This is a genomic window from Priestia sp. SB1 (assembly GCF_038898415.1).
In genome coordinates, this window is the sequence record NZ_JBBJSS010000008.1 from 146196 (window position 1) to 162679 (window position 16484).

General features: G+C 34.1%; 19 protein-coding genes. 5 read left to right on the plus strand and 14 right to left on the minus strand.

The features are described 5' to 3' along the window. Positions 1-63: 63 nt before the first annotated feature. From WKH56_RS26920 to WKH56_RS26945, 6 genes are all read right to left on the minus strand, one after another. Positions 64-300 (minus strand): hypothetical protein, encoded by a 237-nt coding sequence (locus WKH56_RS26920; RefSeq protein WP_310884322.1) that lies wholly within the window; start codon positions 298-300, stop codon positions 64-66. A 38-nt stretch (positions 301-338) separates the two neighbouring features. Then, positions 339-554, minus strand: coding sequence for a DUF6366 family protein (locus WKH56_RS26925; protein ID WP_310884321.1), 216 nt, complete (start codon positions 552-554; stop codon positions 339-341). A 1106-nt stretch (positions 555-1660) separates the two neighbouring features. Next, positions 1661-2185: a hypothetical protein gene (locus WKH56_RS26930; RefSeq protein ID WP_310884320.1), complete on the minus strand. Its 525-nt coding sequence runs from the start codon at positions 2183-2185 to the stop codon at positions 1661-1663. 645 nt (positions 2186-2830) lie between these two features. Next, positions 2831-3025 carry a DUF6980 family protein gene (locus WKH56_RS26935; protein WP_033578543.1) on the minus strand — a complete coding sequence of 65 codons (195 nt, stop codon included), beginning with the start codon at positions 3023-3025 and terminating at the stop codon, positions 2831-2833. Positions 3026-3050: 25 nt separating this feature from the next. Further along, positions 3051-3413 (minus strand): hypothetical protein, encoded by a 363-nt coding sequence (locus tag WKH56_RS26940; RefSeq protein WP_063246950.1) that lies wholly within the window; start codon positions 3411-3413, stop codon positions 3051-3053. Between the two features lie 45 nt (positions 3414-3458). After that, positions 3459-3923: a hypothetical protein gene (locus WKH56_RS26945; protein ID WP_063246949.1), complete on the minus strand. Its 465-nt coding sequence runs from the start codon at positions 3921-3923 to the stop codon at positions 3459-3461. Between the two features lie 235 nt (positions 3924-4158). Here WKH56_RS26945 and WKH56_RS26950 point away from each other — a divergent pair, with 235 nt between their 5' ends. Further along, positions 4159-4353, plus strand: a complete 195-nt coding sequence (locus WKH56_RS26950) for a hypothetical protein (protein ID WP_013056341.1) — start codon at positions 4159-4161, stop codon at positions 4351-4353. Between the two features lie 121 nt (positions 4354-4474). Here the strand turns inward: WKH56_RS26950 and WKH56_RS26955 are convergent, their stop codons facing one another. Continuing rightward, positions 4475-5143: a type 1 glutamine amidotransferase domain-containing protein gene (locus WKH56_RS26955; protein ID WP_028413906.1), complete on the minus strand. Its 669-nt coding sequence runs from the start codon at positions 5141-5143 to the stop codon at positions 4475-4477. A 317-nt stretch (positions 5144-5460) separates the two neighbouring features. Between WKH56_RS26955 and WKH56_RS26960 the strand changes: the two genes are divergently transcribed. Further along, positions 5461-6042 carry a DUF2087 domain-containing protein gene (locus WKH56_RS26960; RefSeq protein WP_063246948.1) on the plus strand — a complete coding sequence of 194 codons (582 nt, stop codon included), beginning with the start codon at positions 5461-5463 and terminating at the stop codon, positions 6040-6042. A 295-nt stretch (positions 6043-6337) separates the two neighbouring features. Here WKH56_RS26960 and paiA read toward each other — a convergent pair whose 3' ends face one another. Together paiA and WKH56_RS26970 are read right to left on the minus strand one after the other, a co-directional pair. Then, complete coding sequence (gene paiA / locus WKH56_RS26965) at positions 6338-6865, minus strand: spermidine/spermine N(1)-acetyltransferase (protein WP_063246947.1); 528 nt, start codon at positions 6863-6865, stop codon at positions 6338-6340. A gap of 19 nt (positions 6866-6884) precedes the next feature. After that, positions 6885-7337 (minus strand): MarR family winged helix-turn-helix transcriptional regulator, encoded by a 453-nt coding sequence (locus tag WKH56_RS26970; RefSeq protein WP_013056339.1) that lies wholly within the window; start codon positions 7335-7337, stop codon positions 6885-6887. A 113-nt stretch (positions 7338-7450) separates the two neighbouring features. Here WKH56_RS26970 and WKH56_RS26975 point away from each other — a divergent pair, with 113 nt between their 5' ends. Next, a complete protein-coding gene (locus WKH56_RS26975; protein WP_048018592.1) occupies positions 7451-8098 on the plus strand; it encodes a YczE/YyaS/YitT family protein in 648 nt (215 codons plus the stop codon). Positions 8099-8193: 95 nt separating this feature from the next. Here the strand turns inward: WKH56_RS26975 and WKH56_RS26980 are convergent, their stop codons facing one another. The 3 genes from WKH56_RS26980 to WKH56_RS26990 all read right to left on the minus strand — a co-directional run bounded on the left by WKH56_RS26980 (position 8194) and on the right by WKH56_RS26990 (position 10172). Continuing rightward, positions 8194-8955 carry a class I SAM-dependent methyltransferase gene (locus WKH56_RS26980; RefSeq protein WP_063246946.1) on the minus strand — a complete coding sequence of 254 codons (762 nt, stop codon included), beginning with the start codon at positions 8953-8955 and terminating at the stop codon, positions 8194-8196. A 143-nt stretch (positions 8956-9098) separates the two neighbouring features. Then, the gene (locus WKH56_RS26985) at positions 9099-9548 is read right to left on the minus strand and encodes a GNAT family N-acetyltransferase (protein WP_063246945.1); all 450 of its coding nucleotides are present in this window, start codon (positions 9546-9548) and stop codon (positions 9099-9101) included. Between the two features lie 51 nt (positions 9549-9599). Next, a complete protein-coding gene (locus WKH56_RS26990) occupies positions 9600-10172 on the minus strand; it encodes a GNAT family N-acetyltransferase (protein WP_310884319.1) in 573 nt (190 codons plus the stop codon). Positions 10173-10457: 285 nt separating this feature from the next. Between WKH56_RS26990 and WKH56_RS26995 the strand changes: the two genes are divergently transcribed. Beyond that, a complete protein-coding gene (locus tag WKH56_RS26995; protein ID WP_310884318.1) occupies positions 10458-11204 on the plus strand; it encodes a phosphorylase family protein in 747 nt (248 codons plus the stop codon). A 244-nt stretch (positions 11205-11448) separates the two neighbouring features. Here the strand turns inward: WKH56_RS26995 and WKH56_RS27000 are convergent, their stop codons facing one another. Beyond that, the gene (locus tag WKH56_RS27000; protein ID WP_168760539.1) at positions 11449-12717 is read right to left on the minus strand and encodes an MFS transporter; all 1269 of its coding nucleotides are present in this window, start codon (positions 12715-12717) and stop codon (positions 11449-11451) included. A 422-nt stretch (positions 12718-13139) separates the two neighbouring features. Between WKH56_RS27000 and WKH56_RS27005 the strand changes: the two genes are divergently transcribed. Continuing rightward, positions 13140-14216 carry a cyanophycinase gene (locus WKH56_RS27005; protein WP_168760537.1) on the plus strand — a complete coding sequence of 359 codons (1077 nt, stop codon included), beginning with the start codon at positions 13140-13142 and terminating at the stop codon, positions 14214-14216. A gap of 74 nt (positions 14217-14290) precedes the next feature. Here WKH56_RS27005 and WKH56_RS27010 read toward each other — a convergent pair whose 3' ends face one another. Then, positions 14291-16336 carry a sigma 54-interacting transcriptional regulator gene (locus WKH56_RS27010; protein ID WP_063246942.1) on the minus strand — a complete coding sequence of 682 codons (2046 nt, stop codon included), beginning with the start codon at positions 16334-16336 and terminating at the stop codon, positions 14291-14293. Positions 16337-16484: the final 148 nt, after the last annotated feature.

A 16484-nucleotide genomic window follows, 5' to 3' on the forward strand; every position in this document is an offset into this window, starting at 1 on the left:
AAAAGGAAGATGTAATTTATTAAAAATAGTAATCATTGTTCTCAGCACAAAAAGAGCACCTACTTATTTATAGGTACTCTTCTTAACTTTACATACTTTGTTTGAAATAATAAATAAAAAAGTGGCCGCTGTAATCGAACTTAAAAATGGATAATTAACAGAAAAAACACTGACCGTTGAGCTACTCAAGTGCTGTGAAGTCTCAGGTACATATGTAAGTGTAAGAAACAGACCAGAAACAATTTGAAAAGCAAATAGCAACAATATAAAACTACCAATAAACACTGTGTAGTTTTTCAAAAAAGCGCCTCCAGTACTCTTAATTTATAAACCTGATATTATTTTAAAAATAGTGACACAACGATAAAACCTATAATCATTACAGTAATAAGTACACCAAGACCCTTCCATCCTAAGCTACCTGCTAAACCAGATAAGTTTCCAGCTTCATTTCTATTAAATGAATCGTTCATATTCCCAGCTGGATTTCTTTTTACCTCTTCGTGTTTTAATCTCTCTCTTCTTCTTTCAGGTGTTTCTTTATCTTCGCTCATTGTCACACCACCATTTTTAAAATATTATAACATATTATGGTTAAAATATAAATTAATGGTTTTTTATTAAAAGAAAGAAAAGAATCCTATAGTGACAGATCTCTTTTCTTCAACTAACTGTACACATTTCTGTTTTTAATAAGTATGAAACAACGCTTTTTAATGAAAAAGTACACAGCTCTAGTTAATATAATTACTATTACAAACACCTACATTAAAGAGATCCTGTTTATTTAAGGGGATCTCTTTAATAGCCTTATATTAGATACACATTCTTGAAGTTTTTTTGTGTAAGCTTATTTATTTAAAACATCTTCTTTTATAATTACTTTTTCATAGATCAATGGTTTGGTTCCTGCTTCTGGTAAAAGATAAATAAAAACAGTAAACATAAGTTGGAGGATTGAAAAGACAATCAAAAATAGAAAAAGACGTTCCTTATTCTTAAACCATATTACTAAACATAAAACTACAGATATTAACGACAAAAACAAAAAAAGAAAAAAGCTATATAAATAAGAAACACCGTAACGATACGAAATATTTAAAAAGAAGAATACTATGTAGAGAAGTATAAAAGTTGACGGTAGTACTTTAATAAAGTTGCTCAATAGAAAAATCCTTTCCCTTTATTTATTGTAGATTGGTAGCCCTAACACTCAATTTACATAAAAGAGCAACTATTGAAAGTTGCAGCAAACATGATTATATTTATTTACTTCAATTTTTATCTCTCATTTTCTTTCTTTGAAAAATGAAACTAGCTATAAACAAAAAGCCCAATAACATCGTTAAATAAAAGGTTACAGAATCACCTGAACGATTAAATTCATCTACAATGATGCCTTCTTGAAACAATAAGGCTGCTGCAATTATTAAAAAGAAAAAAGAATTGACGATTAATTACATAACTACTTGCTTTGACTTTATTTCTCAAGAAAATTATATACACCAAATTGCATGCTGAAAAAACTGCGATCAGGTAATAAATAGGCCTTAATAATGTAAATGTTTCCCCAAGCATCAGTATATTCTCCTCTATTACTATTATTTGAAATTTACTAGTCAATATAGTTCATTTTGCAAATAAATGATTATTACTCATCTTAATTATTTATTTTTTGAACCAAAATGCCGCCAACTTTATCCTTATCATCTAAAGAAAACTCAATATTGAGTTTATGAGTTTTATCAAAATACCCTATTATTGTTGCTCCGGTATCTTCTCTTTCGTAATAATTTTCTCCATATGCCATAATGACATCTTTTTTGCTGTCACCAGTATGTATGCCCTTTTCCGTACCATACTTGCTGATAATAAAGTCATACCTACTGACTTTATTATCTACAATTTTAAATTCAACATCATACTTTTCTGTACTTTCTCCGTAAATGTAGGTAGTATACGGCGGTTTCTCCGTAACCTCTATAAATTTTGGTTTCTTCTTCAAAAAACTTGCTACGTCATATTTAGAACTGCCTATTGATACTGATTTAACATTTTCTAATTCAAGGTTTGTGCTTTTGGTGCTTGAATAGTATTTTTCTTTAGGCGTAAAAGATGGATCACAGCTAGCTACTAATAGTAAAATGAGTGGAAAGACGAACAAAAAATAATTCTTAATGCGCACTGTTAGACTCCTTTATATCGTTTGTTTTTACTCTGACTCTCGGCATTTTTAATCTATTAACTATTTTTCTTTTGCATATATAAGTCAATCGAATAGAAAACACTAACTGCAAAGTAATACATGGCAAGTATAGCTAACGTCTCATAAACAGATTCCGCAGCGCTATTTTTCACAAAAGAAAAAACAGTACGCACTACAAAGAAAACGATAGGATAGATGATAAATAGAGAATTAAATTTACGATTGACCACAACAATTAGTTCCTTTTTTTGGATATTTATGATTATTATAACATATATTTTTCTTTTTTATTTCTCTCCTACATATTCAATAAGTTTTTCGTTTACATAACACCGTTTATCAACAGGACTAAATCAAAAGAAAATCTTATCAGTAGGTCTTCTTTTGATTATCCGTTGTTTTCGATTTCTTATCTACGATGAATTTTAAATGGCTAATAAAAATCAACAAGCCACAGATAACCATTAACCAGCGCGTAATCCCTTGATATAAAGGGTCAAAAAGGTTTAATAAAGCTATTCCCAATCCTGATAACATAGCTAGATAACGTAAGATCAAGTATAATCCCCCATTCCAAGAGTGAAGAGGATCTCTTAAGCAAAAGATACCTCTTCATTTCTTAGTTCATAGCTCCGCACCACACCATGGACAAAATGAAATCCCAATAGTGGATGAGCCACCATCATGGATAATTAAACCGTATTCCTTGTTCGTTTTATCAAATAAGATAAGATTATCTGGACACTCAAATGGATCACTATGAATATCACACGTAAAGTTCACATGATAATTCATATAATCGCAGCAATGCTTTTTCATTCGTTTTCTCCTTACTATATCGTCATTATTGCTTTTCTCGGTAAGCTGAGCAGTGGTCATCTGAAATACGATAATTTTCCTTACCGGTTGGGGCTGCTACCTCAACTAATTTATGTCCCAACCAGTCCCACACAGCTACTGTATGCAAAGATACCCATTTCAGATCTCCTCTAGCAAGACGAAAAGAATCATACCAGTTTTCAGTCGTTACTAATAGATTTTTATAAGTAAGTTCCTTTTTCCTTAAGTGTTTGATTTCCAACATGAAATCTAACATATTTTCTTCCTTAGGTACTTGAATAATTCGCGCTATAAATGTTCCGTTAGGATTTTTTTTCGTTTTATAAACTTTTCCCCTTTCTATTTCTAACTCTGGACGCCCCCTCATCTTCCTTCACCCTGTCTGCTAACATATAATCTCTATGCTAAAAGGTTATAGCTGTTTCAGTAATTCTTCTAACTTTTCTTCAATATCTGTTTCTAAATGATTTTTTGACAAATCATACAAAGCACCTGCCCCTTTGAAATACCCACCAAAGTAATACCATAATTGAAGGTAATGAACGTATGCATCTTCTTCATCTGTAAATCCATCAAAGTTTATCGCAACTTGGGAACGATATTCTTTTTCTAGACACTGCTCCGAACTTAGATTTGGTAGTTGGTCGCCATCAATATCTCGACACACCCATATTTTTAAGTTCTGCTTACCATCATGTTCAAATTTATTTCTATATTTGTGCTGAAGACTTTCGCTGTATGCCTCTCCTACTTCTTCCAACTTCACTATCTCTCTTTTTAAATTCTCATTTATTTCACTCTCAGGGACTAGAATGTATTTGTCATCTGCTTCCTGACCCTGTTTATCCATAAATAGCTTTTTCAATTTATCAAACAAGCTTTTCCCACCTATCTAAAAAAGAATATAAGCATGTTAAATTCGACTAAAGAAAGCTCATTTCCTTCTCTGAACTGCGTTTAGTCGTCATAACTAATATGATATCAGCTACTTCCTTACGTGTGGAATCTTTTACGAGAGTGCTGATTTTCTGACATACTTGTAATTCGCTATTTTTTACAGTGAATACATATGTTAAAGTGTAAAGTAGTGGAACGAAAGGAGTAACGACAACATGGCTCAACGAATCGTCAATATGTTTTTATCTGTTTTAGCTGCTTATGGAACGTTAATTCTAACGAAACACATGAGTATTGCAGATAATATTTTTGTGACACAGATTGTTCGTCTGATCATTTGTATTGTGGCTGTTATCATTGTGACAGGAATTACTACATACATTTTCAGAAATAAATCTTCTAATAAATAAAAGGGCAGCTATTTAGATAGCCGCCCTTTTTGTTTTCCTTGATTCTCATTTTATTTCACCCTAAAGAAATGGGGATGTCTCAAACACTCATGAGACATCCCCATTAAGGCTATACATACTTTTACGCGTTTAAAGCACGCACAAATTCTTTTGCTAGGCTAATTGTAGACTGCGGATTTTGTCCTGTTAAAAGCTTTCCGTCTACTTCAATATGATCGCTCCAATTATCTTTTGCAATAAACTCGGCGCCTAGCTCACGAAGCTTTGTTTCAAGAAGAAACGGCATGTATTTATCTAACGTTGTATCTTTCTCTTCTGAATCAGTAAACGCTGTAATACGTTTTCCTTTTACAATCGGCTCACCATTTTTAAGCTTTCCGCCTACAAGAGCTGCCGGTCCGTGGCATACCGCTGCAATTAGCTTGTCGTCTTCAGCAAATTCTGTTAGCAAACGATGTAAGTGCGTATCGTCTGGAAAGTCAAACATTGTTCCGTGCCCTCCGGGTACAAACATACCTGCAAATTCTTGTGAACTTACTTCAGCTAATGATTTTGTATTCTCTAAAAGTTTTCCTGCTTCTTTGTCTTCGTCCGTTACATCATCTGTTAAGCTGTTAGGATCCACAGGCGATTTTCCGCCTTTTGGACTTGCTACGACTACTTCGTATCCTTCTTTTTTAAATTCTAAATATGCTTCAGAGAATTCTGTAAGCCAAATTCCAGCAAGCTCTCCATTTTCCATCGTATGTCCATTTGTAACAACCATTAAAACTTTTGAATTTCCTGCCATGATTTACTCATTCCTTTTTCATTTATTATTTACATACATGTATCATTAATAATTCATTTATCTTTTTGAATATGTTCCCCGGTATTATTTGATGAAAACATGGTAACTTTTTCTTACTAATAAAAAGAACAGGTGAAAATAATAGTTGAATTATATAGAGAAGCAGGATCTTTTTTACACTTTAAAGATTAGACGGAGCCGATTTTTTATATGCAGTGTGACAAGTCTTCACTTTAAATATTTTTTTGACATGTACATCCAATTCGATTAATATCAAATTAGATGTATATCGAATTAAAGAGAGAAGGTATTAAGCTATGCAATTAGATAAGTTGGTTAATTATCATAAAGCCGTTGGTGATCCTACCAGGATTAGAATTATTTCACTATTAAAAAAAGGGCCTCTTCACGGGCAAGCAATTGCTTACAAACTGGGGTTACAGCCTTCAACTATCACTCATCATATTTCAAAGCTAAGAGATGTGGGAATTGTTTATCAAAGAAGACAAGGAAACATTATTTATTTTTATCTAGACCTTGAAAGACTTGAATATAATTCGAAGGCTATTTTAAGTATTGGAGAGGATTCGATGGAAAATCAAGACAACCATTTACAGGATAAAGACAAATTATCTATTGTTAAAAACTTTATAAATAGTGACGGTACTTTAAAAATTATTCCAAGTCAAAGAAAGAAAAAGAACGTAATATTAGCCTATTTAATACGTGATTTACAGCACGGAAAAACGTATCCAGAAAAAGAATTAAATGAACATATTAAAAAATATCATGAAGATTATGCAACGATTCGCAGAGAGTTAATTATGCAGCATTTTATGTATAGGCAAAATGGAGAATACGAGTTAAATCCGAAAGAGATGTGGCCCATTATTTATTAAAGTGGACGTAAAAACGTTCATTTTTTAAGCCTTCTAATTCGATATACGTCTAATTAGTTTGTGTTGTTTCAAATAGAATTAAAGTAAAAATGTAATTTCCAAAATGAAAGAAGCCAACATTTTGGTAAGCATGTGACATTAATTTCATTCTCCTATGTGTTCGCACAGCAACCATATTAGTTTGCTTACTACTTCCCCTAAAAGCATCTGCTTTGAAAAAAAGCATAAAATCTCTGTATGCAATAAGGATTATCCTCTACCAGTTAAATTAGTGAATAATCCTTATTTTTTAAAACTATAAAAAAAGTGTTTTAACCATGATGAGATCTATTTGTTCTTCGTCTCCCATATAAAATGAGTGAGATCCAATTTGAACAAATCCCTGTTTCTTGTAAAAAGCAATCGCATTTTTATTTTTTTCCCATACGCCTAACCAAATTTTCTTTTTATTAAATGTCGTTGCTATCTCTACTGCTTTATTAAATAAATGTTTACCAAGTCCTTGTTTTTGAAAGCTGTTACCTATATAAATTCTTTCAATTTCAAGCGCTTCTTCCCCCATCTCTTCAGACTGAGCGTCATTCATATTAACCTTTAAATAACCTGCAATTTCATGATTAACATACATAAAAAAGAATTGCGAGAACGTATTGGATAGTTCTTTTTCTAGCTGTTCGATTGTAAATGCTTTTTCTAAATAAGCTGTCATATTTCCTTGTGAATTCTGATCTTTAAATGTCTCATAAAACGTTTTATAGCTAACGTCTTGAAGATCATATACATCTTCAAGAATACACTTTTTTATATGCATCATCACTGACATGCGCCTCTCCTTTATATCATCAATAATTTCTCTTGTTTCCTTTTTTGACAAACTCCCAGTCTGTTTCGATATTTTTTCTTACTCTTTGAACTAGCTTAAGAATGGTATCTGCTTCTTCCTGGGTAAAACCTTCTAATGCCACTTTATCCGAATAATCATTTTCTCTTTTTATAAACGGGTATACGTTCTTCCCTTTTTCAGTAGGAAAAAGGTTTTTATTTTTTTTATTATGGAGATCATCTTTCTTTTCAATAAAACCATTCATTTCAAGCTTTTTTATAGCCCGAGCCGCTGTTGTGCGATCTACTTTTATCATTTCAGCTAACTTTTCCTGAATGATTCCTGGATTTTCACATATTCGCACCAAATACAAATACTGCCCTTTTGTCAGGTCATATTCTTTAAATTCTATATTACTAATTGAATCCAGTGCTCTTGCTATCATGCCAATTTCACGCAGAATTTCACTCATAAAATATCTCCTTTATACATATTTTTGTTGCAAATACAATAAAAATAATCTACATTTAATGTATCTCAAAATAGTTGCATTTGCAACGAAAAATAACAAAAAGGATGATGACAGTGAAGTATGTGGTTTATACAGGAGGAATTTTACTATTAACTCTTGGAATTGCTTTGACGATACAATCTAACATAGGAGCTTCACCTTTTGATGCACTGTTGGTTGGACTGTCACTAAACGTAGGTTTTAGCGTTGGAAGCTGGGAGATTATACTTGCCTGTATTTTAATTTGTGGTAATTCTCTTTTAAGCAAACAAAAGCCAGAAATACTGGGACTGTTAACGGCATTCATAACAGGTCTTGGTATCGATATATGGCTTTTTTTCTTAAAGAATTGGATTACGTTCGAAAGTTGGTACAGCAAAGTATGTTGTTTCGGAATCGGTTTAATCATTATAGGAGTAGGAACCTCAGCCTATTTACATACAAATTTTGCACCTATTCCAATTGATCGCTTAACATTAATCATACAAAAACTAGCTAAAACCAATTTATTTCTTTCAAGAACATTTATTTACCTCACATTCTTACTAGCCGCAATATTTTTAAACGGACCAATTGGTGTTGGAACGTTATTAACCGTGTGTTTAGGCGGCGTGCTGCTTAATTTCTTTATGCCCATTACTCAAAAAGCAGTAGACTGCATTTTAACAAACTCTCGTATATCACAAAATCATACTAAAGATCATAAACGCTCCATTACATAACTGAAATAGAACGTTTATGTAAAATCATCATTCACATACAAAAATCGGATCTCCAGTTAGAGATCCGATTTTTATATGTGATTAGTTTACACTATTTATTTTGCCTCAGCTTTAATAATAAAACGATGTTGTTTTGCATCAAAGAAACCTTTAGACTGTATAATTCCATGTATGTTATACAACCCTTTGATATATGTTTCTACATCAAAATTAGGAACTTGCCAAGGAATTGCTTTTAGATAAAAAACTAGCGCCCCGATATCATAAAATCTCTGCACAGGAAATTCTTCTTTGCAAAAGATGATGTTAAAAGAATTTTGTTTAAGCTCTTCTATTGCTTTCTTTAAATTCCAATTAGAAAACTCTTTATTTAGTGGAACCCCTATACACTCATTGATTCGCGAACAGTCTAACCCTCCCACTTGCTGAGTGAAAAACGTGCCTTCCTTGGACAAAATCCTTCTTACTTCCGAAGCACAAAAAGATTCATGTTGGTTCAAAATTAAATCAAATGTATCATCTTTAAACGGTAAATTTGCGTCTTCATTTCGTTCAACAACTGTGACACCAAGTGGCTCTAATCGTTTTTTAGCAATTGGAACGTTAGGTTTGTATCCTTCGGTAGCATACATAACGCGAGGAAAAGGTTGTAACAAAGATAAAAATTCTCCTCCTCCTGTTCCCATATCTAAAGCAGCATTAGAGTTTTGAATAAGGTGGCAAGCTTCACTTCCATATGACCACGAAAGCATGCCGCTATCCATACGACCAGTACGAGTAATAATAGAAAAATCCCATTCAGTAAAATCAACATGTGTATTGTTTACAGCGTTTAAAAAATGTTTGTCCGTTATCATATTAAACTCCTCCTTTTATAGCTAGCATTAATCATCTATCCTAAACTAGTAAAAGGCGGACCACGAACATACAGGCAGCGTTGTTATGTTTCATGTGCTAACGTATTCACACTAACCGCTCCTTTATTAAAATTACGTATGATTCATTTGTTTGTCCATTCATATGTAATATCAGGTAATTTTTCTTCGTTTTCACATCCTCTTTTTATAATACTGAAGCCGTGTTTCTCGTAAAACCTTTGGGCGTTTTTATTTCGTTCAAATGTACGTAATATTAATTTTCCATTTGATTCTGCTTTGGCTCTTTCAAGCAATCGCTGTCCGATTCCTCTCCCTTGATAATCTATATGAATGTACAGCTGGCTAATTTCGTCAGCCTTATAAGCAATCATTCCTACTATTTGTTTATCTATTAACGCTAATTCAACTTTATAGTGTGCTGACAATATATGATCTAAAAAATAAACATGACGGTCAAAACTGTGCATTTCCTTTTGTCCAATCGCTTTTTCTTTACTATCTCTCCACATTTTTACCGTTGCCTCAGCAAATTGTGGATGATAGTGAACAATATCAACATTAAAATGGGCCATACATTTTCCCCTTATCTGTCATTGTGCTATTCGTATTTTTAATAACTATGTCTAGATATTCTCTTCATGTGGTTGAAGCCTGTCAAAATCTTGTTTTAATAAAGAGTACATGTACAAATCATCAAATTTTCCACACGCAAATTCATAGCTTCTTAATAGGCCTTCTTTTATAAAACCGTGCTTTTTTATTAATTTTTGTGAAGCAGCATTAGCAGGCTCTATCAAAGCTTCGATTCTCCGCAAATTAAAATGTGTAAACCCATATTTTATGACCGCGCCGAATGCCTCATTAGCAATTCCATTTCCCCAATAGTCTCTGGCTAATTCATAACCAATTTCCGTACGGTAATGGTCATGAACTCGATTAAGAAACCCGCAGCTGCCAATAATGTCGTCTTGTTCTTTAAGAGTAATGCCCCATCTTATTCCAGATCTTTGGTTTAAGATTGATTTATACCATGAAATCTCATTTAAAGCATCTTCAACCGCTGTAAAAGGCTCTAAACCGTAGTGCTTCATTACTTCTTTATCGGATAGGTATTTTAAAATATTGCTTGCGTCTTCTGCTACAATTTCCCTTAGTACAAGTCTTTTTGTTTTAATGACAGGAAAATGATGTGACACCTGTAATTCCCTCCTCTTATCCATTCATTAACTGGACGGATCTTTTCTCACAGCTTTATCTAATTTAAATAATGGTTAGTAAAAAAGTTCTTTTATTATTAGTGAATTCCTTTTTTAGTCATAAATATTTGTCGAAAAACAAGCAAAAAAGCACGCAATTCTTCATTTCTAAATCAGAACCGTCATTTATTTTGTATTTGTCCGTTGTAAAAATTAAAGGAATAAAAGATAGAAATGAAGAATTCTTCTCCAACTAGTCTAAATGTAAAAAGTAAGGAGAACGATATGAAACTGTACGGAGATTTTGAAAAAGAAGATTGGCTAAACGTATTAAAGCTATCAGAAAAAGAGCTGCCTAATGCATTTATTATTCATGGTGAGTGGGAATTCCAAGATAATCTAAGCTTATGGAAAGAGATTTTATCCACCAATGTTCATATGCCTAAATGGAACACGGTAATAGGTAAGTTCAAAAACAGAAATATAGGGTTTGCGAATGTATACGGCAGTCCAATGGCATCAAACATCGTACATCAATTTGCCGCCAGCGGAACCGACTTATTTATTCAAACGGGATATTTTGGAGGCTTATCTTCCACTATACAATATGGAGATATTTTAATTGTATCTGCAGCACAAATGCAAGACGGCGTATCGCACTGGTATTTACCAGACCAAACGCTTGTAGAAGCTGACAAAGAGCTAGTGGAAGCCGCCTGCAGATATTGTGAACAAAAAGGCTACAGCTATATTAAAGGACATGTGGTCAGTATGGGTGCCATGCTTATGGAGACGCATAATATGGTAAAAGAATGGTCACTTGCAGATTTTCTCGGCGTGGATATGGAGACAGCTACCACTTTAGCGATTGCTCATAAATTCAACAAGCGCGCTGTGGGCTTGTTGAATTTATCAGACCACCTTCTTCACGGCGATACTCTATATTCGTATACAAAGGACAGAGAGTTAATAGAAAGTGAAACTGATAAAGCCATTCGCGATGTGGCTCTTTATTTAAGTAGTAAATTCTAATAGCGTGCTGTCTTATAAAAATTTTTGTATTATTGATATGAGTAAAATCTATTTGGAGTAGAATGCTCATTTATACTATTGTTTTTAGAAGTATAGCTTTATATGACTCTGAAGAAATGGGGTAGACTAAAAAAGATAACCACTTATAAAAGCGATTATCTTCTGGCTGCTTGAAAGTATAAAAATGAACCTTATAATAAATATACGAATTTTTCTGTACTGTAAATGCGACAGTCATTGTGAATTAAGAAGCATGCAGCACCTTCTGCTCCTTTTTTCCTTTTTCTTTAATTAGTAAGACACCTAACAACCCCATCATTGAAAACAAAATGGGAATCATAAAAGCATAATGATAGCCCACGTGCAGCGAGCGTTCAGGGAATAAATCAAGGACATTTCCGAAAATACTAGGTAATAATACGGCGCTTAAAAAGCCTCCCATATTAGCAAAACCTGATACAACTCCTACTTCTTTTACTGAAAAAGATTGACGTACTACGGCAAATGTCAAAGCGCTTGCTCCGTTTCCAAATCCGATGATAAAAAGTAAAATAACGACTAGCATGAATGAAGGTTTCACTCCCGTTAATAATAATCCTGTCCAGCTAAGCACCACAATAAGATGGACGAGTGAATAGATTTTTTTAATGGAGTTTAACCTGCTTGATATCCAGCTAATTAAAGGTCCGCCAATCATAGCGCCAAACAAACCATACATAATAAGCTGACTTGCATCAGCGCGAGATAAATGAAACACATTCATGCCATAAGGAACTCCCCAAGAGCCAATAAAACCTATATATGTACCTACTACACCAAAATGACAAAGAAATGTTGCCCATGCTTGACGAGTCGTCATTACCCTTTTTAGGATCGCCCATACGCTTTCTTGAGTCTTAACAGAGGCTTTATTTGCTTTAGCATCATCTACAAATAATCGTTTAGGTTTTATAACTAAAACGACATAAAGCAAATAAGATACCGCGATTAAAACTAGACCTATACTAAGAAAAGGAACCCTCCAGCCTGAAAAGGAGATCCACATAGATAAAGGCACGGTAGCTGATAATGACCCCACACTTCCTACCAGCCCAATTAAACCTAAAAGCTTTACAAACTCATTTCCCTTAAACCACTGACTTAAAATTAACACTAAATTGACAAAAATCATGGAGTCTCCCGTACCGACTAGTAAACGAGAGAAAATTAACACATACTCGTTGGGAGATGTGCTGTAGATAAGACTTCCTATCCCCGTTAAAAGCGACCCTATAATCAAAAATCGATTGGGACCGTATCGGTCAGAAAGTAAACCAATAGGAATCTGAAGACCTGCATATGCTAAAAATTGTATACTAGTCATTAATCCTATAACAGACGCTGAAACGTGAAAATCTTTCATTAACTGTTCTGTAATAAGTCCAGGGGCTGTTCGTTGACTGACAATCAAATAATACGCTAATAAAGCGGTTCCAAAAACAACCCATCTGTAGCTACTTTCCTGTTTGTTCATTTTGACAGATCCTCTCATGTATAATTTTTCTGCGTAGAAATGCTGGTGGAAAACGGTTAAGAGATGAAGACATTGATAGAATGAAGGTCTGTTTAATAAATAAGTCGCTATTGCGAACAGCTCTTCTTTTTATCCTTGTTTTTCCTTTCTATTATAATTTTAAGTTTTTAAAGGTTATTTTTCAATGAGGATGGACTTTTAAAATATATCCTTTACTATTTCCCTTTCACTATTAGGCATCAAAGTTAGAGTTCTTCTTGTCATTTTTGGTTATAAAGCAATTCAATAAGAACCCATCAAGAACCTATATCACCCGTGTTTTTTTCAAAAGACCTCTTTTTTCACAGCTTTTCAGCTGTTTAATAAGTTGGTATAAAACTTGCATGTTCATCTATGAACACTTACTAAAGGAGGAGAACTTTATGAAAAAAGTTAAACGTAAGAAAAGTATTAAAAAACAGGTCATTACTGGTGCTGTTCTCGCAGCATCTCTTTTACTGCCCATTTCAGCTTCTGCTGCATCTGCACCTTACACACTTTATCAAGTCGGAAGTACTGCAGACAAAGCGACTAGTACAAGCTTCGGACAAGTCTATATGGGCGGAAGCACCGATGTAGATGAAGCATTCAAATGGATGATTCAAAAGGCAAACGGCGGAGATTTCTTGGTTATAAGAGCGACGGGTACTGACGCCTATAATTCATATATCTATGACCTTGCCAAAAGCATAGGTAAGCCCCTTAACTCTGTTAGCACAATTGTTGTTGATGATTTAATAAGAGCAGGTTCAGACTCTTCTTTAATTGACAAAATTAACAAAGCAGAAGGCATCTTTTTTGCTGGAGGCAATCAAGCTGATTACGTAGATTTCTTAAAAGGATCGCCAGCTCTTACAGCCTTAAATAATCGTATTAATCAAGGCATTCCTTTTGGAGGAACGAGTGCCGGCACCATGATTCAAGGTGATCACGTTTATGACTCTATCTCAGCAGGCTCTACAACTTTAGATTCGAAAACAGCGCTAAACAATCCCTATAGTTCTCTTATTTCTTTTACAGATTATTTGATTCAAACCCCGCATAATAATAACATTCAAACAGACACTCATTTTGAACAACGAGATAGAATGGGACGCTTTTTAACATTTCTTGCACGTAATATTCAAGACGGAGAAGAAACTGGAACAAGCGCCAAAGGAATTGCTGTTAATGAACAGTCAGCGCTTCTAGTAGAAAAAGATGGTTCAGCTAAAGTAGTAACACAGCCAGGCTCTACAAACGCAGCTGTTTATCTAGCTAAAACGAATAAGGCGCCTACTACTTGTATAAGCGGTCAGCCGCTGACGTTTAATAATATTTCTATCTATAAACTATTTAATGGCAGCACTTTTAATCTTTCCACTTGGACAGGTTCTGGAGGATTAGCTTATACTTTAAACGTAAACAGCGGTGTTATTACTTCTTCTACAGGAAAAGTTTACGGCGGAAATCAGCCGTAAACGCCAAGTCTATGACGACACTATTTTATAGAAAAGGGAAACTTGATTAGTGAAGTTTCCCTTTCTTCCGTATATTAAGGATTGACTAAGTGCTGTTTTGTTTTTAAATGATATAGATAATGCAGTCCTTTTTCTGTTATTTTCGTTCCTGCTCTGCCTCTGCGTTTTATAATATACTCTTTTTCTTCTAGTACATCCAAACGATTTCTCACCTGCTGTTCTGTAAGAGTAAAGCCTTTTAAATGCTGTGTAATCCACTTTCTGCTTGCTGCTTTTCCTGTATCATTACACTGCTTTATCGTTTCTAACAGAGCGTGATTTTCTTGAAGTTCGATCAAGTCAACCGATTCATTTTCAATTTCATGTAAAGTATGCTCCTCCTTTTGACTACTAAGCCTATACTCTACGTCTTTTGCTTTCACTTCGTTTTCATCACAGACAGTAAGCAAATACTCGATGACTCCTTTTAATTCTCTTATGTTTCCTAGCCATTCATATTCGATAAGCAGCTTCATCGCTTCTGGATGGATATGCGTCCACGTTTTTGATTTAGAAATAAAATGATGAATCAGTAAAGGAATATCGGTTCTTCTATATCTTAAAGGAGGAATCGTTAAAGATAATACATGTAAACGATAGTACAGATCTTCTCGAAACAGACCTTCTTTCATTTTATGTAGTAAATTGTTGTGAGTGGCTGCTATGATTCTTACATTAATCGGAATGACTCTTGTACCTCCTACCCGCCTAATTTCTTTTTCTTGAAGCACCCTTAAAAGCTGAGTTTGTAAACGCGGGCTGATATCACCAATTTCATCTAGAAAGATTGTACCTTTATCAGCGCTCTCAAACAGCCCTTTTTTGCCGCCTTTCTGCGCTCCTGTAAAGCTGGCTTCTTCGTACCCAAACAGCTCACTTTCTAGTAATGTATCGGTCATGGCACTGCAATTCACGGCAAGAAACGGTCCGTTTTTACGTGTAGAATGATTATGGATAGCCTGAGCAAACAGCTCTTTTCCTGTACCGGTTTCTCCTTGAATTAAAATAGGGTACTCAGTAACCGCCATTTTCCGGGAAATTTCAATCGTTTTAAGCAAAGCTGGGTGTTCTCCGATAATATCTTGATAATTATACTTAGCAGAAAAGCCGTTTTTTCTAAGTTCTGACTGCGCTTTTCCTTCTATTTCAACAGCTTGATTCACACTTTTAAACGTTGCTACCGTAGTATTGCTTTCCTGAATCATAGACTTATAGATAACCATTTCGTATCCGTTTACGTTAAAGTACTGACTTTTCTCGTCGGACGATGTAATAAACTCCACAAGGCCTTCGTTAGAAATGACATGTTGAATTTCACAATCTACAACATCAGAAGAAGATAGCTGAAACAATGATTCTAACCTTTTATTAAATAACGTAATTCTTTTATTGAAATCCACGGCTAGGATCCCATCTTCTACTACATTTACAACACTCTTTACATGGAGGTGAAGTTCTTTCATTTGCCCTTCTGCTTCTATTAGCTTTTTTTGCAGCTCAATAATATTTCGTAAATAGCGATCCCAAATAATTGAATGATTAGACTGATTAAAACCAAATGATTTTATAAGTTCAAAAATGGTCGCCATATCAAAAAGCCTAACGCCTATATCAATTACATGTTTTACATATGGCGGACATAAGTGAATCTCACCTGGAGAAACAGCAACTTCCACACCTTCGTAATAGGTCTTTTGCTTTTTAAAAGGAATAAACTGAACATGATTAATACCTACTTGATAGAGAGATTCTATTAATTTAAGAGTTTCTTTATCGTCATCATTTACAATTAATACTTTTGTATGGGCAGGGATTTGCAGCAATTCATTTATATATTTATGGTGAATTGTTCTATTTCCTACAATTTCATGTGCATGCTGAACGTCTAATCTGTCCTTCATTTCGTGCTTTATACTCTCTGATGAGTAGAGTACAACATCGCCATCAATTTCACCCGGTAATTCTTCGTCAATCGCAAAGCATTCAATAAAAATGCAATCGTCTAGCAGCTCTTTTAATTGATCGTGCAAAATGATTCTAGTTTGCTTGCTTCCTGTTATTAAAACTAATTTCTTTTTCATCGTATGAACACCTTTCTACAGGCCTTTAAATTTGCTTGCCTTCAGAGATTAGTCTTGGGATACTGTACCTATCATTTTATACGTTGCCCTCCATTTCATCTAGCGGACGTTTGTCCCTATTGTAAATAAAAATAAGTAGAAAAAAGTG